The organism is Spirillospora sp. NPDC047279 (genome assembly GCF_040643285.1).
In the GTDB taxonomy this organism is placed as follows: Bacteria; Actinomycetota; Actinomycetes; order Streptosporangiales; family Streptosporangiaceae; genus Spirillospora.
Window position 1 is genome coordinate 101,283 of sequence record NZ_JBEYUA010000012.1, and the last position, 20,553, is coordinate 121,835.

A 20,553-nucleotide genomic window follows, 5' to 3' on the forward strand; every position below is an offset into this window, starting at 1 on the left:
GGATGGTCACTGTCGGCGACGGCGGCACGCCGATGCCGACATGTACCGAATTGGAGTCGATCGACCCGCCCCAGGTTCCACCACGGACCGCCATGACCGTGTGCGTTCTCGCCGCCGCGGGCAGCCCGCTGAACGAGGACGGCGAACGGCACGTCGACGAGCTGGAGAAGGGCGACGCGATCCGGCGCCGCATCACCGTCGCCGCATCACCGTCGCCTATTGAGACTTGCGGACGGGGATGAGGCGCCAGGCGTCGCTCTGCTCGCCGGGCCTGTAGGGGGAGCCGAGCCGTTTGGCGAGGACGCCGGGCAGGCCCTGGAGGCGGGCGGTCTCGCGCACCGCCCCGCCGTCGCCGGGGAACCACGGCGTGGTCTGCCAGCGCGGCCCGGACAGCCCGAGGCCGTCGAGCAGGTCGCGCCGCTCCTCGTACGGCCGGTCGAGCAGGGGGTGGCCGTCGAGATGCAGCAGGTCGAAGATCAGGTAGGTCTCGCGGCCGTCGACCTGCGCGAGCTCGCCGTCCAGGACCGCGGGCCGTGCGCCCAGCGCGCGGCCGAGCGGGCCGCCGAGCCCGGCGGGGCCGCCGAGCCCGGCGGGGCCGCCGACCTCGCGGGCCCGGCCGTCGGTGAAGCGGGTGCGGCCGCCCTCGACGTAGGCCAGCAGCCGGCGGCCGCCCCACGCGAACTCGAAGCCGAACGACGCCTGGTCGCGGGGCAGCCGGGCGCGCTCGGCCGGGCGCATCGGCCGCAGCCGCTCGGGCAGCGGCTCGGCGTCCGGGTCGGCGGGCGGGTCCATCCGGTGGATCATCCAGTTCTTGCCGCCGGTGCGGAACAGCACGTACCGGCCGGAGACCCTCGACCCGTGCAGGACGATCATGACCTCGCGGTCGGACCACTTCTCGGTCTCGTACGTGCCGCGGTCCCAGATCGTCATCGAGCCGGCGCCGTACTCGCCGCGCGGGATGTCGCCCTCGAACGCGGCGTACTCCAGCGGGTGGTCCTCGGTGTGCACGGCCAGGTGGTTGACCTTCGGGTCGGGCGGGACGCCCTTGGGCACCGCCCACGAGACGAGCACGCCGTCGCGTTCCAGCCGCAGGTCCCAGTGCAGGCTGCGGGCGTGGTGCTCCTGGATCACGAACGTGTCGTCGTCGCCGCGGGGGAGCGCCGCCTCGCCGCTCGGCACGGGCTCGGGCGTCCTGCCCGCGTCGCGCTTGCGCCGGTATTCGCCGAGCCGGCCGCCGTCCTCGCCGGGCTCGTCCTTGCCGGGCTCGTCCTTGCCCTTGTCCGCAGTCTTGGGCGCCACGGGGACTGTCTACCCAGGAACGGCCGACTCCTGCACCGGGACGGCCGTCGAGTAACGGACGATGGTCTGGATGGCGAGATCGCCGCCGGGCGTCCGGGCGTCCTCCATGACCGTGCACGCGGCCTCGCGGGCGGCGTCCACCCGGTCGGCGGGCAGGCGTTCGACGACGTCGCGGCCGCCGTGCGACCACACCCACTCCCACCACTGCCCCGGCCCGTCGAAGCGGGTCTCGAACGTGACCTCCGCGTGCGCGATGCCGGTGAACCCGTTGGCCAGCAGCGCCCGGTGCACCGCCTCGGTGTCGCGGAGCGCCTCGGCGGCACGCCGGGTCGGGGTGCCGGCGTCGGGCAGGAAACCGACGATCGTCTTCATGGCCTGCGCGTGCCGGGGATCCTGGGCGCCGAACGTGGTGAGGGCCAGCCGGCCTCCGGGGCCGAGCGCCTTGGCCCAGGCCCGCAGGGCGGCGTCCGGGTCGGGCAGGAAGAAGATGACCAGCCCCGCGATGACCACGTCGAACGAGCCCGGCGCGACGTCGGGGGCGGTGGCGTCGCCCACGAGCACCGAGACCTGGCTCAGGCCGCGCCGTTCGGCCTCGGCGGCGGTGCCCGCGACCATGCCCGGCGCCAGGTCGATGCCGACCGCGGCACCGCCGGTGCCGACGGCCTCGGCCGCGGGCAGCAGGCTGTGGCCCCGGCCGCACCCGACGTCGAGCACCCGTTCGCCGGGCCGGGGCGCCGCGCGGCGGGCCAGCTCGGCGCCGATGGGTGCGAAGAACTCGGGTCCGACCTGTTCGTAGGTCGCCGCCGACCGGTCGAAGATCTCGGCGATCGCGGCCTTCACGTCCTCGGGGTTCGCCATGGGAACGAGCCTGGCACGACCGGGAGGATCATGACAACGAGAATCGTTCTCAGCGCAATCGGCCGGGTCAGCGGATGAAGACCGCGTAGTCCGCGACGTCGGCGGTGAGCGAGGGCGGCAGCCCGGCCACGGCGGACAGCTCCTCGGCGGACACGAACCCGCCGGTCTCGGCGCGCACGCGTTCGATCTTGACGGCCAGCTCGGGCGTGATGCCGGGCAGCAGGGTCAGCGCCTCGGCGGGCGCGTGGTTGACGTCGACCAGCCCGCCGTCGTTGTACTGGCGCGGCAGGTCGGGCCGCCCGATGCGCAGCTCGCGGGCGAGCCCGGGGTCGCCGGCGGCCAGCTTGCGGGCCTTGTCGCGCAGCAGCCGCTGCCGCTTGACCCGCTCGACGACCATGTCGTTGCCGACCGCGGACATCCCGTCCGGGTCGAAGACGCGGCGCCTGATCAGGAAGGCGTGGCCGCAGCCCACGATGGCCAGCACGAACGTGAGGATGCCGATGATGCGCCGGGTGCCGTCGTCGTCGATGTCGGGCAGGAGCACGAGCAGCGTCGCGAAGATCCCGATGTAGGCCGCCGACGCCACGAGAAGGTGGGCGCTGCGCCGCCACAGGGCCGCCGCCGCGAACGTGAAGGGGGTCGCGTAACCGAGGGTCAGGAACGGCAGCGCGGCCCAGGTCACGCTCAGCGCGGCCCGTCCGGGCGGCATGCTGTCCGACGGGACACGCGGTTCGTACGGCGCTGGGGCGTTCATCGAGTGATCTCCCGAGCCGGTATGGGTGTTTTGAGCCCTAGATCCTTTTTGTACCCGAGGGTACGGCCACGGAATGGTCAGGGAAGGGTCAGGATCTCGTGGCCTTCTTCGGTCACCAGGAGCGTGTGCTCGAACTGCGCGGTGCGCTTGCGGTCCTTGGTGACGACCGTCCAGCCGTCGTCCCACATGTCGTAGTCGAAGGTGCCCAGCGTCAGCATCGGTTCGATGGTGAACGTCATGCCCGGCTGCATGAGCGTGGTGGCGTTGGGGTCGTCGTAGTGCGGCACGACCAGGCCCGAGTGGAACGTGGTGCCGATGCCGTGACCGGTGAAGTCGCGCACCACCCCGTAGCCGAACCGCCGGGCGTACGACTCGATCACCCGGCCGATCACGTTGAGCGCGCGGCCCGGCGCGACCGACCTGATCGCCCGCATGGTGGCCTCGCGGGTGCGCTCGACCAGCAGCCGCGACTCCTCGTCGACGTCCCCGCACAGGAAGGTGGCGTCGGTGTCGCCGTGCACCCCGTCGATGAACGCGGTGATGTCGATGTTGATGATGTCGCCGTCGTTCAGCACCGTGTCGTCCGGGATGCCGTGGCAGATCACCTCGTTGATCGAGGTGCACAACGACTTGGGGAAGCCGCGGTAGCCCAGCGTGGACGGGTAGGCGTCGTGCGCCAGCAGGAACTCGTGCCCGATGACGTCCAGTTCGTCGGTCGTCACGCCCGGTCTGATGTGCCTGCCGACCTCTTCGAGCGCCTGTGCGGCGATCTTGCCCGCCACCCGCATACGCTCGATGATCTCGGGGGACTTGACGTCCGGCTCACCGGTCCTGGGGCGCTTCTTGCCGACGTACTCCGGGCGCGTGATGTGGGCGGGAACCTTGCGCATGGGCGAGACGCGGCCGGGTCGGAGTACTTGGGTCGTCATATATGTGGAGTGTAGCCAGCCGGATCCGGGCACGAATCCGGAGCACGGCCATGATCGGAGGATTGTGATGAGTGACGCGGCCAACGACGGCGACTGGTGGTTCTGCCTCAAGCACATGAAGGTCGAGCACGGCGCAGGATGTCCCGACAAGGACCGTATGGGCCCCTACCCGAGCCAGTCCGAGGCCGCGAACGCACTGGAGACCGCCCGCCAGCGCAACGAGGCCTGGAAGAAGCAGGACGCGGGCTTCGACGGCGACGACTAGGGGCCGGGGCCAGGGCGTGCGATCAGGGAAGGTGCCGATCGTCGATCGCCGGGCCGCTGATCTTGTCGAGCACGCGGGCCAGCCGGTCGCGCAGGCCGGGCCTGGCGCGCGGCGCCGCCGCCTCCTGGCCCGCGGCTGCGCTGACCAGGTGCTGGGCGCCGTCGAACGAGAGGAGCGCCTCGCCGGGCTCGACCGTCAGCGCCTCGTGGGCCAGTCCCTGGAGCTCCCGGTCGCCGCCGTCCATGGTCATGATCACCGCGCCGGTGCGGCGGGCGTCGTCGACGCGTTCCAGGAGCGGCACCGGCGCCTCGTCCTCGGCGACCACGAAGAGCGTCTCCCCGCGCTGCGCCCGCTCCAGCCGCTCCAGCCCGATCCGCAGGTGCGCGGGCGCGTCGTCGGGCGGAGACCAGCGCACCAGGGTGGGGGAGAGGGCGGGCACGGCGCCGTAGCGGCTCTCGTCGTCGAGGTGCGCGGCCAGGTGCCAGGGGTCCTCGGCGGGAGTGCCGACGAGCAGCAGCCCGCCCGGCGTGCGGGCGTTGACGCGCAGCGCGCGGCCGAACTCGCCGGTGCGCTCCAGCCACCCGGACGAGCCCAGCACCTCCCGCAGCAACATCACCTGCTCGGCGTCCACACCGTCCATCGTGCCGCAGACGGCGGGCCCTGCCGAGCGTTTCGGCGAGGAGGGCGGTCGGCTGAATCCCGTTCGGGCCGACCTGGCAGACTTCGAATCATGACTGAGCAGCAGACGAAGACGCCTTACGACCTCCCTGACGTCAGCGGACTGACGATCGGCATCCTCGGCGGCACCGGTGACCAGGGCGGCGGCCTCGCGCGGCGGTTCGCGCTGGCCGGGCACGAGGTGATCATCGGCTCGCGCAAGGCGGAGCGGGCCGAGGAGGCCGCGGCGGCGCTGGGCGAGGGGCTCCCGGTGCGCGGCGCGGAGAACGCGGTCGCGGCGGGCGAGGCGGACGTCGTGATCATCGCGGTGCCGTGGGACGGGCACCGGGCCACGCTGGAGTCGCTGCGCGCCGAGCTGGCCGGCAAGATCGTCGTCGACTGCGTGAACCCGATGGGCTTCGACAAGAAGGGCGCGTTCGCGCTGCCGGTCGAGGAGGGCAGCGCCGCCGAGCAGGCCGCCGCCGTGCTCGCCGACAGCCGCGTGGTCGCCGCGTTCCACCACGTCTCCGCCAAGCTGCTGCTCGACCCCGAGGTGGACGAGATGGAGCTCGACGTCCTCGTGCTCGGCGAGGACCGGGAGGCGACCGACCTGGTGCAGGCCCTCGCGGCCCGCATCCCCGGCATGCGCGGCGTCTACGGCGGCCGGCTGCGCAACGCGCACCAGGTCGAGGCGTTCACCGCCAACCTGATCTCGATCAACCGGCGCTACAAGGCGCACGCGGGACTGCGGATCACCGACGTGTGACGCGTCTCTTCACGTGTAAGCCGGGACTTTGCGCCGCCGACTCAGTACGGTGCTGATCGTGGTCGAGGGAGAGAACGGGACACGGCGTCCGCGCGTGCTCCTGCCCTCGTCCAAGGCCGGGCCGCTGCACTCGGTGCTGTACCGCGTCGGCATCGCGATGTTCCTGCTGCTCTCCGTGGTCGCCGTGGTCTACTTCGACCGCGACGGCTACAAGGACAACAACGGCGGCGAGCTGTCGCTGCTGGACGCGTTCTACTACTCGACGGTGACCATCTCGACCACCGGGTACGGCGACATCGCGCCGGTCAGCGACTTCGCCCGGCTGGTCAACACCATCTACATCACGCCGGTGCGGGTGCTGTTCCTCATCGTCCTCGTCGGCACGACCCTCGAGGTGCTCGCGGAACGGACCCGCCAGGACTGGCGGCTGTCGCGCTGGAGGGATCGGGTGCGGGACCACATCGTGGTGGTGGGCTACGGCACGAAGGGCCGCAGCGCCATCAAGAGCCTGCTCAAGTCGGGGACCCCGCGCGATTCGATCGTGGTCGTCGACCCGGACCCGCGGGCCGTCGCCGAGGCGGCGGAGGCCGGGTTCGTCGCGGTGGCCGGCGACGCCACCCGCAACTCGGTGTTGCGGCAGGCGGCGGTGGAACGTGCCCGCGAGATCGTGGTGGCGACCGCCCGCGACGACACCGCCGTGCTGGTCACGCTGTCGGTCCGGCACCTCAACCCGACCGCGGGCATCCAGGCGTCGGTGCGCGAGTCGGAGAACCTCCAGCTGCTGCGGCAGAGCGGCGCCGACCACGTGGTGACCTCGTCCGAGGCGGCCGGGCGGCTGCTGGGCGTCTCGACCAGCGAGCCGAACGTCAGCCAGATCATCGAGGACCTCCTGGACCAGGGCAGCGGCCTTGACCTCATCGAGCGCGAGGTGACCGTCGACGAGCTCGGCAAGCCGCTGCGGGCGATCCGCGAGCCCGCGCTCGCGCTGGTCAGGGAGGGCCGGACCCTTCCGTACGACCACCGGGACTGCCGGATGTTGCAGCGCGGCGACCGGGTGATCGTGGTGCGCTCGAAGGGCCGCGACGAGGACGAGGACGAGGAGTCCGGCGACGGGTCGGGCGAGACCGCCGTCCCGTCGAAGAAATGACCGGAACGTCCGACGTGGCCCATGCGTCCTACTCTTGACGCGGGGGCATGACCTCGGCACCACCCCGTCGTATGATCGAGCCGACAGGGCAGGTGACGATGAGGCAGAAGCGCTCGACCGACCCGTGGAGCACCTTCCTGACGCCGTCCGGCGGCCAGGGCGGCGGCACCGCTCCCGGGCGCGACGAACGGCGCGTCTCGGCCGCCGAGCCGTCCGGGGAGCCGTCGGGGCCGTCCGGGCCGTCCGGGCCGGGATCGAAGCCGGAGCCGGGCCACGCGTCCGGCGGAGGCGACGACACCGACCTGCCCGACAGATGCCGCCGGGTCCTCGGCCAGCTTGACGCGGTCGGCGTGCCGCAGACGCTCGAAGAGATCCACCACGGCACCGGGCTGGGCCTCCTGGAGATCGCCGAGGCCGTCGAGGCGCTGCGCGACAGCGGTCTGGTCGCCGTCGAACGCGAGGTCGACGAGGTGGTCCGCCGGACCGGCGACCTCGGGCCAGGGTGATGGTCGACTACCTCGTCACGGTCGCGCTGAGCTGCCTGGTGGGGGTCGCCGAGCTCATCAGCCGCTACCGCGACCATCCGGGCAAGCTCGTCAAGGTGCCGAGCACCTGGGCGTACGTCCTGATCAACGGTGCGGCGGGCGCGGGCTCGCTGCTGCTCCTGCACACCTTCGACTGGAAGCTGGGCGTCACCTCACCCGCGATGGTGGGCGCCGCCCAGGTCCTCGCCGCGAGCCTCGGCTCGATGATGATCTTCCGTAGCGCGGTCTTCACCGTGCGGGTCGGCGACGAGGACGTCGCGGTCGGGCCGAGCACGCTGCTGAGCGCGCTGCTGGCGGCCGCCGACCGCGGCGTCGACCGCATGCAGGCCAAGACCAGGGCCTCGGAGGCCGGCGACATCATGGCCGACATCTCGTTCGACAAGTCACGGCTCGCGCTGCCCACCTACTGCCTGGGCCTGCTGCAGAACGTCTCGGCCGAAGACCAGGCGGCGCTGCGCACGGCCGTCGACGCGCTCGCGGGCACCGACGAGATGACCGACCGGCAGAAGGCGCTCAACCTCGGGCTGCTGCTCATCAACGTGGCCGGGCCGGACGTGCTCCGGGCCGCCGTCGGCACGCTGCGGTCCGAGATCGAGATCCAGCCGGCGCGGTCCGGTGACACCGGCAACGGCAACGGCGCGCGGGTGCCCGGCCCGCGCGAGCCCGCCCGCGACCCGGTGCGGTCCAACCCGGACTGACGGCTCACGCCGACGGCCGGCGCCGACCGCCGGGACCGGTGCCGCAAAGCGGAAACGGCCGGGCGGGCCCGGCCGTTTCCACGGGGTGGATCAGTGGTAGCTGTGCTCGGCCGTGGGGAAGGCCCCGCCGACGACCTCGTCGGCGTACTGCCGCGCCGCGTCGCCGAGAACGGTCTGCAGGTCGGCGTACTTCTTGACGAACTTGGCGGTGTGCGGGGTGAGCCCGGCCATGTCCTGCCAGACGAGCACCTGCGCGTCGGTGTCGTCGCCCGCGCCGATGCCGATGGTCGGGATCGACAGCGAGTGGGTCACCTTGGAGGCGAGGTCCTCGGGGACGCACTCCAGCACGACGGCGAACGCGCCCGCGGCCTCCAGCGCCTTGGCGTCGGCCATGAGCTCGTCGCCCGCCTGGCCGCGGCCCTGCACGCGGTAGCCGCCGAAGACGTTGACCGACTGCGGGGTGAGGCCGAGGTGGCCCATCACCGGGATGCCCGCCGCGACCATGGCCTCCGCCTGGGGGAGGACCCGGCGGCCGCCCTCGAGCTTGACGGCGTGCGCGCCGGTCTCCTTGAGGAAGCGGGTGGCGGTGGCGAGGCCCTCGGCGACGCCGGTCTGGTACGAGCCGAACGGCAGGTCGGCGACGACCATCGCGCGCGTGGAGCCGCGGACCACCGCGGCGGTCAGCGGGATGAGGTCGTCGACGGTGACCGGGATCGTCGAGTCGTAGCCGTAGACGACCATCGCGGCCGAGTCGCCGACCAGGAGCACGGGGATGCCCGCCTCGTCGAACACCCGGGCGGTGAGGGCGTCGTACGCGGTGAGCATGGGCCACTTCTCGCCGCGCTCCTTGGCGCGGGCGATGTCGCGTACGTTGACCCGCCTGTTGCTCTTGCCGCCGTACAGGGCGGTCGGCTGAGCGGTGGGAGCGGAAGATGCAGAAGATGAAGACACGCTGAACCTCCACGTCTCGAGGCGCCACGGTGGCGTACCCGGACGAAACCGATGATCCCACTCGAGGAACGGTTTCGGAACCCTCGGACATTCCCGAAGTAATATCGAAACGATACGGTTGCGTATCGGAGAGATCGGGAGTACTTTTCGGTACGTCATTACGAAACGAATCCGTATCGCTGGATCTTCCCGGCCCGAGTGTGTCCCGGGTCACGGGGATCCGAGGGAGTGCAGTGGATCAAGAAGCAATCCAGCGCCGTCGCTGGGCGATCCTGGGCGTGCTCACGTTCAGCCTGCTCGTCGTCGTCCTCGACAACACGATCCTCAACGTGGCGCTCAAGACCATCGCCGACCCGAACCAGGGGCTGGGGGCGACGCAGAGCCAGCTGGAGTGGTCGATCAACTCCTACACGCTGGTCTTCGCCGGGCTGCTGTTCACGTTCGGGGTGCTCGGCGACCGGTTCGGACGCAAGCGCGTCCTGATGGCGGGCATGGTCGTCTTCGCCGTCGCCTCGCTGGCCTCGGCGTACGCGCAGACGCCCGACCAGCTGATCTGGGCCCGCGCGCTGATGGGCCTGGGCGGCGCCGCGATCATGCCGCAGACGCTGTCCATCATCACCAACGTCTTCGAGCCGCACGAGCGCGGCCGCGCGATCGGCATCTGGGCCGGCGCGGTCGGCCTGGCCGTGGCCATCGGCCCGGTCACCGGCGGCCTCCTGCTCGCCCACTTCTGGTGGGGCTCGGTCTTCCTCATCAACGTGCCGGTCGTGGTGGTCGGCCTGGTCCTGATGGGCCTCCTGGTGCCCGAGTCGCGCAACCCGCTGCCCGGCGGCCTCGACCCGTTCGGCGTGCTGCTGTCGATCATCGGCCTGGTCGCCGTCTCGTACGGCATCATCCAGGGCGGCGAGCGCGGCGCCTGGCTCGTGCCCGGCGTGCTCGGCCCGATCCTCCTCGGCCTCGCCGTGCTGGCGCTGTTCGTCTGGCACGAGGCGCGCACCGAGCACCCGGCGTTCGACGTCCGGCTGTTCCGCGACCCGCGCCTGTCGGCCGCCGTCGCCGCGATCGCGCTGTGCTTCTTCGCCGCGGCCGGGGTGTTCTTCTTCACCAACTTCTACATGCAGTCGGTGCGCGGCCTGTCCCCGCTGCAGGCGGGCGCGATGGTGCTGCCGTTCGCGGCGGCGCAGCTCATCTTCTCCACCCGCAGCGCGACGATGGTGCGCCGGTACGGCGCCAAGGCCGTCTGCACGGTCGGCCTGCTGCTGGTCACTGCGGCGCTGGCCGGCTACCAGTTCGTGGACGAGAGCAGCCCGCTGTGGGTGCTCGGCGTCATCTTCTTCATCCAGGGCAGCGGCATGGCGAACGTGATGCCGCCGGCGACCGAGTCGGTCATGTCGGCGCTGCCCAGGGAGAAGGCGGGCGCGGGCTCGGCCATCAACAACACCGCCCGGCAGGTCGCGGTCGCGCTCGGCGTCGCCGTGCTCGGCTCGGTCGTCGCCTCGGTCTACCGCCAGGACCTGGCCGACCGGCTCGCGGCCCTGCCGCCGGACGCGCGGCACGCGGCCGCCGAGTCGGTCGAGGGCGCCAACCACATCGGCTCCGGGCTGGGCGCCGCGGGGGAGGGGCTGATCGAGTCCGCGAACCGCGCGTTCATGCACGGCATGCACACCGCCGCGATCGCCGCCGCCGTCATCGCCTTCCTCGGCGCGATGGTCGTCCTCAAGTGGATGCCGGGCCGCGACGCCACCGCCGCCCCGGTCGGCGGGCACACTGGAGACGTGGCGCGCCAGGAGCGGGAGACCGCCGGAGTATGAAAAGTTGACTCGGCATGAGTGAGACGACGACGCAGCGGCCCGGGGGCGGGCGGTCCCCGGGGCGGCCGCGCAGCGAGCGCGCGGACAAGGCGATCATCGAGGCCACCCTCGACCTCCTCGCCGAGGAGTCGGGGGTGGCCGGCGTCTCGATCGAGGCGGTGGCCGCCCGCGCCGGCGTCGGCAAGACCACGATCTACCGGCGCTGGCCCAACAAGGAGGCGCTCATCGTCGACGCGCTCGCGTCGGCGAAGGGCACGCTGGAGACGCCGCCCGGCGAGTCGGTGCGCGCCGACCTGCTGGCGCTGGCGCGCGCCATGCACGGCGAACGGCATCGCAAGCACGCCAAGTGCTTCTGGAACGTGGTCGGCAGCGCGGAGAAGTACCCCGAGCTGTACGCGCGCTACCGGCAGGACGTCATCGAGCCGCGCCGCGACGTGATCCGCGCGGCGCTGCGGCGCGGCATCGACAAGGGAGAGCTGCGGCCGGAGGTCGACGTGGAGGTGGCGCTGGCGATGTTCATCGGCTCGCTCAACCAGAAGACGCCGAGCGACCAACTGCCGCCCGGCTTCCCCGAGGCGGTCGTGGCGACCCTGCTCGACGGCATCGCGGCCGGTGGGCACTGACCGGCACGGCCGGTGGGCACTGACCGGCACCGGCCCACCGCGCGCTGTTTCGGCGTGGCAGGCGTGATCTTCTCCCCTGATCCCCCCTAATGCTCCATACTGGCGCTGGGGAGTGGTAAGACCGGCTGTCTGGAGCGCGTCAGGTGAGATCCGTGATTGCGCCGCAGAGCGATGCGGCCACCGCCGATACCGCGTCGCGGACGCTCGTCCTCGGCATCGACGGGGCACAGAGCATCGTCCAGTGCGGACCGAACGCGCAGGCCGTGCTCGGGCGTCCACCGGCCGACCTCATCGGCAGGGCCGCCGCCGACCTGGTCGACGACGATTCCAAGGCCGAGCTCGAGGCGCTGCTCGAGGCCATCACCGGCGGCCAGGAGCGCCGTGCGGTGCTGGGCGTGCGCCGCGACGACGGCGGTTCGGCGGACGCGGTCGTGACCGCGCAGCCGCTGGTCGGCAACACCGCCGAGGGATCGCCCGCGGGCCTGCTGTTCGTCCGGGTCGCGCTGCCGCCCAGCGAGCGCTACCAGGATCCGGCGCTGATGCGCCGCGCGCTGATGGACGACCCGCTCGCACGCTTCGGCGCCTCGCTCGACCTCGACCAGACCGCCAAGGGACTGGTCGACGTCATCGTCCCGCACTTCTGCACGACCGCCTCGGTGCTGATCCTGGAGAGCCTGGTCGCCGCCGACGAGGTGCACAGCGAGTCGGGCTCGGCGGTGCTGCGCCGCATCGCGGTGACCTCCGACGACGGCAACCCGGCGTGGACCGCCACGTTCCCGGTCGGCGAGGTCCTCATCTACCCCGAGGGCACCCCCTACCGCGAGGTGCTCGACACCGCGCGTCCCGTCCACCTGCCGCACGTCGACGTGCGGCTGGCCGGCGACATCGCCGACAGGTGGCGCCGCCTCCCGGTGGGCGAGCTGCTCACCGGCGTCTCGATGGTGCTGCTGCCGCTCATCGCGCGCGACACGCTGCTCGGCTTCATCGCCTGCACCCGGGTGCCCGGCTTCCGCAAGTTCGACGCCTACGACGTCGAGATCGGCATGGAGTTCGCCTCCCGTGCCGCGATCGTCATCGACAACGCGCGGTTGTTCAGCCGCGAGCGCGCGACCGCGCTCACCCTGCAGCGCAGCCTGCTGCCCAACCGGCTGTCGGCGCCGTCCTCGGTCGAGGTGCGGCACCGCTACCTGCCCGGCAGCAAGCTGGTCGAGGTCGGCGGCGACTGGTACGAGTCGATCGCGCTGCCCGGCGCCCGCGTCGCGCTCATCGTCGGCGACGTCGCCGGGCACGGCGTGCGCGCGGCCGTCACCATGGGCCGGCTGCGCACGGCGCTGCACACGCTCGCCAACCTCGAGCTGCCGCCCGCCGACGCGCTGCACGTCATGCACGAGCTGATGATCGAGCTGGGCGAGCAGGAGCCGCACTTCGCCACCTGCGTCTACGCGGTCTACGACGCGACCACCGGCACGATCGAGATCGCCTCCGCGGGCCATCTCCCGCCACTGCTCGTCGCGCCCACGGGGAGCAACGAGTTCCTGGAGGTGCCGCCGGCGCCCCCGCTCGGCGTCTCCGGCGGCGCCACCATCGAGAGCCGCGAGTTCAAGGTCGAGGACGGCAGCCTCTTCGTCATCTACACCGACGGCCTGGTGGAGAACCGCGGCACCGACATCGACGACGGCCTCGCCCGGCTGCGTTCCACGTTCGGCCCCGGGAGCGTCGACCGCCCGATGGAAGACCTCGCCAAGGCCACGATCGAGGGCGTCTACGCCGACCATCACCGCGACGACATCGCGGTGCTGATCGCCCGGCTGCACCGCCTGCCGCAGGACCGCTGCGCCACCTGGACGCTGCCCGCCGACCCGGCCGCCGTGCGCCGTGCCCGCGGCCTGGTGCGCAGCAAGCTGGACGAGTGGGAGCTGGGCGACCTCTCCTACACCACCGAGCTGCTGGCGTCCGAGCTCATCACCAACGCGCTGCGCTACGCGCCCGGGCCGATCGAGCTGCGGCTCCTGATGGAGCGCACGGTCGTCTGCGAGGTCCTGGACCGGTCCGCGGCGCTGCCGCGCCTGCGGCACGCGGCCGACGACGAGGAGAACGGCCGCGGCCTGCTGGTCGTGAGCCAGCTCGCGCACCGCTGGGGCACCCGCCGCACCGCCGCGGGCAAGGTCGTCTGGTGCGAGCAGACCATCCCCGGCGTCGACCCCGACCCCTCAGAGCCGGTGCCCACCTGGCCGGGGGAGCACCACCACCGCGAATAGCGGCCTCGCGCCCGCCCGGACGCTCGCCGGAGTCACCCGGCCGAGGGTTCGCGCCAGCGGTTGGTGATGGGCAGGCGGCGGTCGCGGCCGAAGTTCTTGGTGGTGACCTTCGGGCCCGGCGGGTACTGCCGGCGCTTGTACTCCGCGAGGTCGACCAGCCGGATGACCCGTTCGACCAGCGCCGGGTCGTGGCCGGCGGCGACCAGGGCGTCGCGGCCCAGGTCGCGCTCGACGTAGTCGACCAGCAGCGGGTCGAGCACGTCGTAGGGCGGCAGCGAGTCGCTGTCGCGCTGGCCGGGGCGCAGCTCGGCCGAGGGCTCCTTGCCGATGATGACCTCGGGGATCGGCTCGGCCTCGAACGGGTGCAGGAACGGCAGGCCGGACCCGGCCCCGACCTGGGCGTTGCGCCAGCGGGCCAGCGCCCAGACCATCGTCTTGACCAGGTCCTTGATGGGGCCGAAGCCGCCCGCCGAGTCGCCGTAGAGGGTGGAGTAGCCGGTGGCCAGCTCGCTCTTGTTGCCGCCGGTCAGGACCAGGTGGCCCTCCTCGTTGGACAGGCCCATCCACACGTTCGCGCGGATGCGGGCCTGGAGGTTCTCCTCGGCGAGGCCGGTCAGGTCGAGCTGCTTCTCGAACGCCTCGACCATGTCGGCGATCGGCACCACGCGCGAGTGCAGGCCCTGGCGCTTGACCAGGTCTTCGGCGTCGGTGACCGAGCCCTCCGAGGAGTAGCGGCTGGGCAGCAGGACGGCGTGCACGTTGCCGGGTCCGATGGCGTCGGCGGCGATCGTCGCGACCAGGGCCGAGTCGATGCCGCCGGACAGGCCGAGGATCACCGAGCGGAAGCCGTTCTTGCGGACGTAGTCGCGGGTGCCCAGGACCAGGGCCGCGTAGACCTCGCCGAGCTCGTCGAGCGGCTCGGCCAGCTCCTGCGGCCGGACCGGGTAGGCCGGGACCGGCGCGGAGGACAGCACGTGCCGGTCGATGGTGATCGTGGTGCCGTCGAGCGCGTCGACCGGGGTGCGGCTCGGCTCCAGCGCCGGGTCGGCGGCGGGCAGCGCCAGGTCGGCCACCAGCAGGTGCTCGGCGAACTGCGGCGCGCGGGCCAGCAGCGTGCCGTCGGCGCCCACGATGACCGAGTCGCCGTCGAAGACCAGCTCGTCCTGGCCGCCGACCATGTTGACGTAGGCGAGCGCGCAGCCCGCCTCCACGGCGCGCTGGGCGCACAGCTCGAGGCGGAAGTCGTCCTTGTCGCGCTCGTACGGGGAGGCGTTGAGGGACAGCAGGAGCCCGGCCTCGGCCGTCTCGGTCACGCTGACGGGGCCGCCGTCCTGCCAGAGGTCCTCGCAGACCACGGTCGCGACGTCCACGCCGTTGACCCGGACCACGGGCAGCGTGTCGCCGCGCACGAAGATGCGGTATTCGTCGAAGACGCCGTAGTTGGGCAGGTGGTGCTTGGCCGAGCGCATCAGCACCTCGCCCTCGTGCAGCCAGGCGGCGGCGTCGAGCGGCGACCCGGCGGGCTGGCCGGCCCGGATCAGGCCGATCGTGCGGCGGTCGAGGTATCCGGTCACGACCGGGACGTGGCCGAGGCCCTCGTCGGCGAGCCGGCGCGCGGTGCGCTCCAGCGCGCGCACCGAGCCCTCGACGAAGGACGCGCGCAGGGCGAGGTCCTCGACCGGGTAGCCGGTCAGCGTCATCTCGGGGAACGCGACCAGGTGCGCGCCCTCCCCGGCGGCGCGCCGGGTCCATTCCACGATGAGGTCGGAGTTGCCGTCGAGGTCGCCGACCGTCGAGTTCACCTGTGCGAGCGCGATCCGTAGCTGTGCCACATCCACCAGCCTAAGCCGCCGCCGTTTCCGATCCGCAGGCGGGTATCGTCACTATGACGAAAAGCGGCTCAGGTCGTCAAGGCCGCCACCCGGCGGCGCCGGATCGCGGGGCCGAGGGCGAGCTGCCCCGCGGCCGCCGCCAGGCCCAGGGCCAGGCAGGTCAGCCACAGGGCGGGCGCGCCCACCGCGAGCAGCTGGGTGCCGCCGAGCGGTGCCAGCAGGAAGCCGCCCGACCACGCCATCCCGTAGAGGCCGCTGTAGCGGCCGCGCAGGTGCGGCGGTGCCAGGTCGGCGACCACGGCCTGGATCACCGACGCCGCGATGATCTCGCCCAGCGTCCAGACCAGGACGGTCCCGACGTAGCTCCACAACGACCCGGCGAACGCGGTGAGCCCGTATCCGAGGCCGACCAGGGCGAACCCCGCGGCCAGCACCCGGCTGTGGTCGCGGCGGGTCAGCCACGCCGCCACCAGCGGCTGGACGACGATGATGATCATCCCGTTGGCGGCGACCGCGATGCCGTACGCCTGCGGGCCGAGGCCGTCCTCCTTCATGGCCAGCGCCATGGTGGTCATGCCCTGGAGGAGGACGAAGGTGTAGGCGACGCCGAGCACCACGTACACGACCATGACCCGGTCGCGCAGCGCGTCGAGGAAGCCGCCCGCCCCGTGGCCCCCCTCGCCCGGCAGGGCGCGCGGCTTCTCCGGCCGAGAGTCGGGCACCGCCCGCCACACCAGGACGCCGAACCCGGCGCAGGTGATCGCGTCGATCCAGAACAACCACAGGAAGCCGTGCTGGGCCAGCGTGCCGCCGAGGATCGTGGCGACCGCCCAGCCCAGGTTGATCGCCCAGAACAGCAGGGCGAACGCGCGCGGCCGTTCGGCGGGGGAGATGATGTCGGCCACCATCGCCTGGGACGCGGGGCGGTAGAGGTCCAGGACGAGCCCCAGCAGCAGCACCGACGCGACGATCGACACGATGCCCTGCGCGTAGCCGAGCGCGAGCATGGCCGCGCCGGTCAGGACGGTGCCCGCCGTCAGCGTGGCCCTGCGGCCGATCCGGTCGGCCAGGACGCCGCCCACGAGCTGGCTGACCAGCGATCCGGCGCCGAGGACGGCCATCACCAGCCCGGCCTGCCCGAGCGACAACCCGCGCGTGGTCGTCAGGTAGAGCCCCAGGAACGGCTCGACCATGGTGCCGAGCCGGTTGAGCAGCGTCCCCGCCCACAGGATCCAGAAGGTGCGGGGGAACCCGCCGATCCGGTCGTGCAGGAACGCGGGCAGCCGCGGCGGCGCGGCGGCGGGGGCGGTGTCGTCCAGGGCGGTCACGTGGTCGATGGTCCGGGCCGCCGTTCGCCGGCGAAAATGATTTAGCCTGGACTAAATGATCGAGTTCGTGTTCCGCACCGACGACGTGGCGCGGGTCAGGTTCGCGTTCTCGCCGCTCTGGGAGCTGGTCCACGGGCTGCGGGTGCTGGCCGACCCCTCCCGGCGGGCCCTGCACCTGCCCTGGGTGCACGCCGTCCGGCCGCGCCTGCGCGGGCTCGACGTCGGCCTGCTGCGCGGCGCGGTGCCGGCGACCGGCTACATCCCCGACTTCCTGACACCGCCGCCGGAGACCCCGCTCCCGGACTTCGGCGCCGAGCTGGAGATCGTCCGGGCCACGCCGCCGGAGGTGGTCGCCGAGGAGATGCGGTGGACCGAACGCGGCAACGTCGCCGGGCCGGCCCGGCTGGCCATGGCCGCCGAGCCCGAACGGTCCCTGGAGATCCTCTGCGGGCAGCTCGAACGGTTCTGGGCCGCCGCCGTCGAGCCGTACTGGGAGGGCATCCGCGACCTCCTGGAGGGCGACGTGCTCCGCCGCGCCCGCGCCCTCAGCACGTCCGGAGCCGAGGGGGTCTTCGCCGACCTGCACCGGGCGGTGCGCTGGGAGGGCGGCACCCTTTACGTCGACCGCTGGTGGGACCACCGCGGCGAGCTCGCGGGCCGGGGCCTGCTGCTGGTGCCGAGCGTGTTCGTGTGGCCGCAGGTTTCGGTCATGGTGCCGCCCTACCAGCCGATGCTCAGCTACCCGCCGTACGGCGTCGCGACCCTGTGGGAGTCCAGTCCCGCCGCCCCGCCGGACGCCCTCGCCGCGCTGATCGGCCGCCGCCGCGCCCAGCTCCTGCTGGCCCTCGGCACCCCGGCGTCCACCACCGAGCTGGCCCGCCGCCTGGACGTCACCCCCGGCGCGATCAGCCAGCATCTGGGCGTCCTGCGGGCGTCCGGCCTGGTCACGGGGCACCGGCTGGGCCGCCGGGTCCTCTACGGGCGCACCAGGTCCGGCGACGCCCTGGCCGGGCCGGGTGAGCCGGCGGAGTCAGCCGGGCCGGCGGGACCGGCGGGGTCAGCGCAGGGAGGCTAGGGCGTCCAGGCGCGGCTGGCGCTGGCCGGGCACCAGCGCGGCCAGGCCACCGCCCTCCAGGCTGTAGCGGCCCGACTCGGCGAGCCAGTCCAGATGGGCCCGGGGCGCGTCCAGCAGGGCCCGGACGACCTGGGCGGAGGCGCTGCGCTCCTCCGGGGAGAGCCGCAACAGGTCGAGGGTCTCGCTCATGGTCCGGGCGGCGGCCTGGACGTCCAGTACGCGGTGCGCGATGTGGTCCACGACCCAGCCGGCGGCCTGCGGCGGATCGAAGCCGTAGGCGGCCTCCAGGACGGCGACCTGGTTGTGCACGTCGCCGCGGGCCGCCTCCTTGGCGTACGAGGCGAGGTCGTTGCACCAGGCCAGGACGTCCGCGGTGCCCTCCATCAGGACCTTCCAGGCGGGGGTGGTCAGCAGGCGGGGCGGCAGCTCCACCCCGAGGACCGGCTCGGCCAGGTCGAACAGGAACGGCCCCGACGCGCGCCGGCGCAGCGCCGGATAACCCTCCAGCGGGGGAGTCACCCCCATCCGGCGGTCGACCGCCTCGGCCGCGCAGCCGGCCCGGTGCTCCTCCATGTGCTGAAGGAACCGGCGCCGCCAGTCGCGGCTCATGCCCGGCGCGGTGGCCCGCCACAACTCCACGACCACGGCCTCCAGCGGGCGCGCGCCCGGCTTGGCGTGGCCGCGGCGCATCGCCTTGAGGAGATCTTCGTACAGGCCGTGCACCGCGGTGGCGCTCGTGCCCATCGGGGCGTCGTCCAGCGTGTCGTCCAGGGCGAACGACCAGGTCAGCCAGCGGGCGAAGAGCTCCACCCGGTCGAGTTCGCCGGTCGGGAACACCCGGGCGGCCAGCCGTTCGAACCGGCCGCGGCCCAGCGCCGAGGTGTCCGGATCGCCCAGGACCAGGCCCCTGCCGCGCGCCCAGGCGTCCACCCGCTCGCCCAGCGGCCAGGCGTGCGGGTGCATGACCGAGGGGGCGGCCAGAGCGGCGACCCGGTCGGTCAGCGAGAGCAGCAGGGAGGTGTCCACGACGCGATCAACGCTAATGACCGGGTTGGATCGGTCCGAAGATCGCCACGTCAAATTCGGGGAAACCCGTGTCATGGGCCACGATCCCGGTCGCTGCTGTGAGAGCACGCAGGTCATGTGGCAGAGTTCGGGGTGGCGGTATATGCGGCTTCGTGCCCGGCTGCGCCATGATCTCGGGCGTGTAACGTCTCGGAAACAGCGCCGGGGCATACTGCGAAGTAGCCGGACCTGTCGGCACCTGCGGAAACGTTCCCGGTGTGGCGGCGCCCGGCCCGGGCATACGTCGAAAGTCGGCACGGCGATCGGTAGGGAGAAGGCTTTGGACCGTCAGCAGGAGTTCGTGCTCCGCACGCTGGAGGAGCGCGACATCCGCTTCATCCGGCTGTGGTTCACCGACGTGCTCGGTTTCCTGAAGTCCGTCGCGGTCGCGCCCGCCGAGCTCGAAGGTGCCTTCGCCGAGGGCATCGGCTTCGACGGGTCGGCGATCGAGGGCTTCGCCCGGGTCTACGAGGCGGACATGATCGCCAAGCCGGACCCGTCCACGTTCCAGGTGCTGCCGTGGCGGTCCGAGAGCCCCGGGGTGGCCCGGATCTTCTGCGACATCCTGATGCCGGACGGCACGCCGAGCTTCGCCGACCCGCGGTACGTGCTCAAGCGCGCGCTGGCGCGGGCCGCCGACCTCGGCTTCACCTTCTACACCCATCCCGAGGTGGAGTTCTTCCTGCTCAAGGACCGGCCGGAGGACGGGCGCGAGCCGGTCCCGGTCGACTCGGGCGGCTACTTCGACCACACCCCGCACAGCTCCGCGCACGACTTCCGGCGCAACGCGATCACCATGCTGGAGGCGATGGGGATCTCGGTGGAGTTCAGCCACCACGAGGGCGCCCCCGGCCAGCAGGAGATCGACCTGCGCTACGCCGACGCGCTCACCACCGCCGACAACATCATGACGTTCCGGCTGGTCATGAAGGAGGTGGCGCTCGAGCAGGGCGTGTACGCCTCGTTCATGCCCAAGCCCTTCACCGACCACCCGGGCTCGGGCATGCACACCCACATGTCGCTGTTCGAGGGCGACCGCAACGCCTTCTACGAGCCGGGCTCGGAGTTCCAGCTCTCCAAGGTCGGGCGTGCGTTCATCGCCGGCGTGCTGCGCCACTCGGCCGAGATCACCGCGGTCTGCAACCAGTGGGTCAACTCCTACAAGCGCCTGTGGGGCGGCGTCGGCTCCACCGCGGGCGCCGGCGGCGAGGCCCCGTCCTACATCTGCTGGGGCCACAACAACCGGTCCGCCCTGGTGCGCGTCCCGATGTACAAGCCGCAGAAGGGGCACGCCACCCGCATCGAGTTCCGGTCCCTGGACACCGCGGCCAACCCCTACCTGGCGTTCGCCGCGATCCTCGGCGCCGGCCTCAAGGGCATCGAGGAGGGCTACGAGCTCCCCCCGGGCGCCGAGGACGACGTGTGGGCCCTCACCTCGGCCGAACGCCGCGCCCTGGGCATCGAGCCGCTCCCGCAGAGCCTCGACGAGGCCATCCACGCGATGGAGCGCTCGGAGCTGATGGCCGACGTCCTCGGCGAGCACGTCTTCGACTTCTTCCTGCGCAACAAGCGCCAGGAGTGGGAGGACTACCGCCGCCAGGTGACCCCGTACGAGCGCCAGCGCCTCATCGCCGTCCTCTGACCGCCGGGCTCTCGGGACACGGCCCAACGGCCTAGACGTAATCGAGATCT

The 20,553-nt window shown here is 72.4% G+C and carries 20 protein-coding genes; 11 read left to right on the forward strand and 9 right to left on the reverse strand.

What is annotated here, in order from left to right:
- Positions 1-2 precede the first annotated feature (2 nt).
- Positions 3-242, forward strand: a complete 240-nt coding sequence (locus tag ABZ810_RS29035; RefSeq protein ID WP_358408682.1) for a hypothetical protein — start codon at positions 3-5, stop codon at positions 240-242.
- Here the strand turns inward: ABZ810_RS29035 and ABZ810_RS29040 are convergent.
- The 4 genes from ABZ810_RS29040 to map form a co-directional block, all read right to left on the reverse strand.
- Complete coding sequence (locus ABZ810_RS29040) at positions 217-1,299, reverse strand: DNA polymerase ligase N-terminal domain-containing protein (protein WP_358408684.1); 1,083 nt, start codon at positions 1,297-1,299, stop codon at positions 217-219. The genes ABZ810_RS29035 and ABZ810_RS29040 overlap by 26 nt on opposite strands.
- A 9-nt stretch (positions 1,300-1,308) precedes the next feature.
- Complete coding sequence (locus tag ABZ810_RS29045; protein WP_358408686.1) at positions 1,309-2,157, reverse strand: class I SAM-dependent methyltransferase; 849 nt, start codon at positions 2,155-2,157, stop codon at positions 1,309-1,311.
- A gap of 67 nt (positions 2,158-2,224) precedes the next feature.
- Complete coding sequence (locus ABZ810_RS29050; protein WP_358408687.1) at positions 2,225-2,911, reverse strand: helix-hairpin-helix domain-containing protein; 687 nt, start codon at positions 2,909-2,911, stop codon at positions 2,225-2,227.
- A gap of 77 nt (positions 2,912-2,988) precedes the next feature.
- On the reverse strand, positions 2,989-3,840 hold the full coding sequence (gene map, locus ABZ810_RS29055; protein ID WP_358408690.1) for a type I methionyl aminopeptidase: 852 nt from the start codon (positions 3,838-3,840) through the stop codon (positions 2,989-2,991).
- Between the two features lie 67 nt (positions 3,841-3,907).
- Here map and ABZ810_RS29060 point away from each other — a divergent pair, with 67 nt between their 5' ends.
- Entirely contained in the window at positions 3,908-4,105 is a 198-nt protein-coding gene (locus tag ABZ810_RS29060) for a hypothetical protein (RefSeq protein ID WP_358408691.1), read from the forward strand.
- Between the two features lie 22 nt (positions 4,106-4,127).
- On the opposite strand, the gene ABZ810_RS29065 is transcribed toward ABZ810_RS29060, so the two are convergent.
- Positions 4,128-4,745, reverse strand: coding sequence for a hypothetical protein (locus tag ABZ810_RS29065; RefSeq protein ID WP_358408692.1), 618 nt, complete (start codon positions 4,743-4,745; stop codon positions 4,128-4,130).
- A gap of 90 nt (positions 4,746-4,835) precedes the next feature.
- Between ABZ810_RS29065 and npdG the strand changes: the two genes are divergently transcribed.
- From npdG to ABZ810_RS29085, 4 genes are all read left to right on the forward strand, one after another.
- A complete protein-coding gene (npdG, locus tag ABZ810_RS29070) occupies positions 4,836-5,528 on the forward strand; it encodes an NADPH-dependent F420 reductase (RefSeq protein ID WP_358408693.1) in 693 nt (230 codons plus the stop codon).
- A gap of 58 nt (positions 5,529-5,586) precedes the next feature.
- Entirely contained in the window at positions 5,587-6,675 is a 1,089-nt protein-coding gene (locus ABZ810_RS29075) for an NAD-binding protein (RefSeq protein ID WP_358408695.1), read from the forward strand.
- Positions 6,676-6,773: 98 nt separating this feature from the next.
- Entirely contained in the window at positions 6,774-7,181 is a 408-nt protein-coding gene (locus tag ABZ810_RS29080; RefSeq protein WP_358408698.1) for a hypothetical protein, read from the forward strand.
- A complete protein-coding gene (locus ABZ810_RS29085; RefSeq protein ID WP_358408699.1) occupies positions 7,181-7,918 on the forward strand; it encodes a hypothetical protein in 738 nt (245 codons plus the stop codon). Before ABZ810_RS29080 ends, ABZ810_RS29085 begins: the two co-directional genes overlap by 1 nt.
- Positions 7,919-8,008: 90 nt before the next feature.
- On the opposite strand, the gene panB is transcribed toward ABZ810_RS29085, so the two are convergent.
- Positions 8,009-8,869: a 3-methyl-2-oxobutanoate hydroxymethyltransferase gene (panB, locus tag ABZ810_RS29090; protein ID WP_358408701.1), complete on the reverse strand. Its 861-nt coding sequence runs from the start codon at positions 8,867-8,869 to the stop codon at positions 8,009-8,011.
- A gap of 233 nt (positions 8,870-9,102) precedes the next feature.
- On the opposite strand from panB, the gene ABZ810_RS29095 reads away from it, so the two are divergent.
- The 3 genes from ABZ810_RS29095 to ABZ810_RS29105 all read left to right on the forward strand — a co-directional run bounded on the left by ABZ810_RS29095 (position 9,103) and on the right by ABZ810_RS29105 (position 13,561).
- A complete protein-coding gene (locus tag ABZ810_RS29095) occupies positions 9,103-10,680 on the forward strand; it encodes an MFS transporter (protein WP_358408702.1) in 1,578 nt (525 codons plus the stop codon).
- Between the two features lie 14 nt (positions 10,681-10,694).
- Positions 10,695-11,303 carry a TetR/AcrR family transcriptional regulator gene (locus ABZ810_RS29100; protein WP_358408704.1) on the forward strand — a complete coding sequence of 203 codons (609 nt, stop codon included), beginning with the start codon at positions 10,695-10,697 and terminating at the stop codon, positions 11,301-11,303.
- A gap of 143 nt (positions 11,304-11,446) precedes the next feature.
- The gene (locus tag ABZ810_RS29105; RefSeq protein WP_358408706.1) at positions 11,447-13,561 is read left to right on the forward strand and encodes a SpoIIE family protein phosphatase; all 2,115 of its coding nucleotides are present in this window, start codon (positions 11,447-11,449) and stop codon (positions 13,559-13,561) included.
- A gap of 32 nt (positions 13,562-13,593) precedes the next feature.
- Here the strand turns inward: ABZ810_RS29105 and ABZ810_RS29110 are convergent, their stop codons facing one another.
- Complete coding sequence (locus tag ABZ810_RS29110; RefSeq protein WP_358408709.1) at positions 13,594-15,393, reverse strand: NAD+ synthase; 1,800 nt, start codon at positions 15,391-15,393, stop codon at positions 13,594-13,596.
- Between the two features lie 68 nt (positions 15,394-15,461).
- Complete coding sequence (locus tag ABZ810_RS29115) at positions 15,462-16,721, reverse strand: MFS transporter (protein WP_358408711.1); 1,260 nt, start codon at positions 16,719-16,721, stop codon at positions 15,462-15,464.
- Between the two features lie 55 nt (positions 16,722-16,776).
- On the opposite strand from ABZ810_RS29115, the gene ABZ810_RS29120 reads away from it, so the two are divergent.
- A complete protein-coding gene (locus tag ABZ810_RS29120) occupies positions 16,777-17,796 on the forward strand; it encodes a DUF5937 family protein (RefSeq protein ID WP_358408714.1) in 1,020 nt (339 codons plus the stop codon).
- Here the strand turns inward: ABZ810_RS29120 and ABZ810_RS29125 are convergent.
- Positions 17,779-18,822 (reverse strand): terpene synthase family protein, encoded by a 1,044-nt coding sequence (locus ABZ810_RS29125; RefSeq protein WP_358408716.1) that lies wholly within the window; start codon positions 18,820-18,822, stop codon positions 17,779-17,781. The two genes, ABZ810_RS29120 and ABZ810_RS29125, sit on opposite strands and share 18 nt — an antisense overlap.
- Positions 18,823-19,141: 319 nt before the next feature.
- Here ABZ810_RS29125 and ABZ810_RS29130 point away from each other — a divergent pair, with 319 nt between their 5' ends.
- On the forward strand, positions 19,142-20,503 hold the full coding sequence (locus ABZ810_RS29130) for a glutamine synthetase family protein (protein ID WP_358408718.1): 1,362 nt from the start codon (positions 19,142-19,144) through the stop codon (positions 20,501-20,503).
- Positions 20,504-20,553: the final 50 nt, after the last annotated feature.

What these genes read in the sequence shown, in the direction of transcription:
- ABZ810_RS29035 (WP_358408682.1), top strand. Translation starts at nt 3, where the DNA reads ATGGTCACTGTCGGCGACGGCGGCACGCCGATGCCGACATGTACCGAA.
- npdG (WP_358408693.1), top strand. Translation starts at nt 4,836, where the DNA reads ATGACTGAGCAGCAGACGAAGACGCCTTACGACCTCCCTGACGTCAGC.
- ABZ810_RS29060 (WP_358408691.1), top strand. Translation starts at nt 3,908, where the DNA reads ATGAGTGACGCGGCCAACGACGGCGACTGGTGGTTCTGCCTCAAGCAC.
- ABZ810_RS29050 (WP_358408687.1), bottom strand. Translation starts at nt 2,911, where the DNA reads ATGAACGCCCCAGCGCCGTACGAACCGCGTGTCCCGTCGGACAGCATG.
- ABZ810_RS29085 (WP_358408699.1), top strand. Translation starts at nt 7,181, where the DNA reads ATGGTCGACTACCTCGTCACGGTCGCGCTGAGCTGCCTGGTGGGGGTC.
- ABZ810_RS29120 (WP_358408714.1), top strand. Translation starts at nt 16,777, where the DNA reads ATGATCGAGTTCGTGTTCCGCACCGACGACGTGGCGCGGGTCAGGTTC.
- ABZ810_RS29065 (WP_358408692.1), bottom strand. Translation starts at nt 4,745, where the DNA reads ATGGACGGTGTGGACGCCGAGCAGGTGATGTTGCTGCGGGAGGTGCTG.
- ABZ810_RS29100 (WP_358408704.1), top strand. Translation starts at nt 10,695, where the DNA reads ATGAGTGAGACGACGACGCAGCGGCCCGGGGGCGGGCGGTCCCCGGGG.
- ABZ810_RS29080 (WP_358408698.1), top strand. Translation starts at nt 6,774, where the DNA reads ATGAGGCAGAAGCGCTCGACCGACCCGTGGAGCACCTTCCTGACGCCG.
- map (WP_358408690.1), bottom strand. Translation starts at nt 3,840, where the DNA reads ATGACGACCCAAGTACTCCGACCCGGCCGCGTCTCGCCCATGCGCAAG.
- ABZ810_RS29045 (WP_358408686.1), bottom strand. Translation starts at nt 2,157, where the DNA reads ATGGCGAACCCCGAGGACGTGAAGGCCGCGATCGCCGAGATCTTCGAC.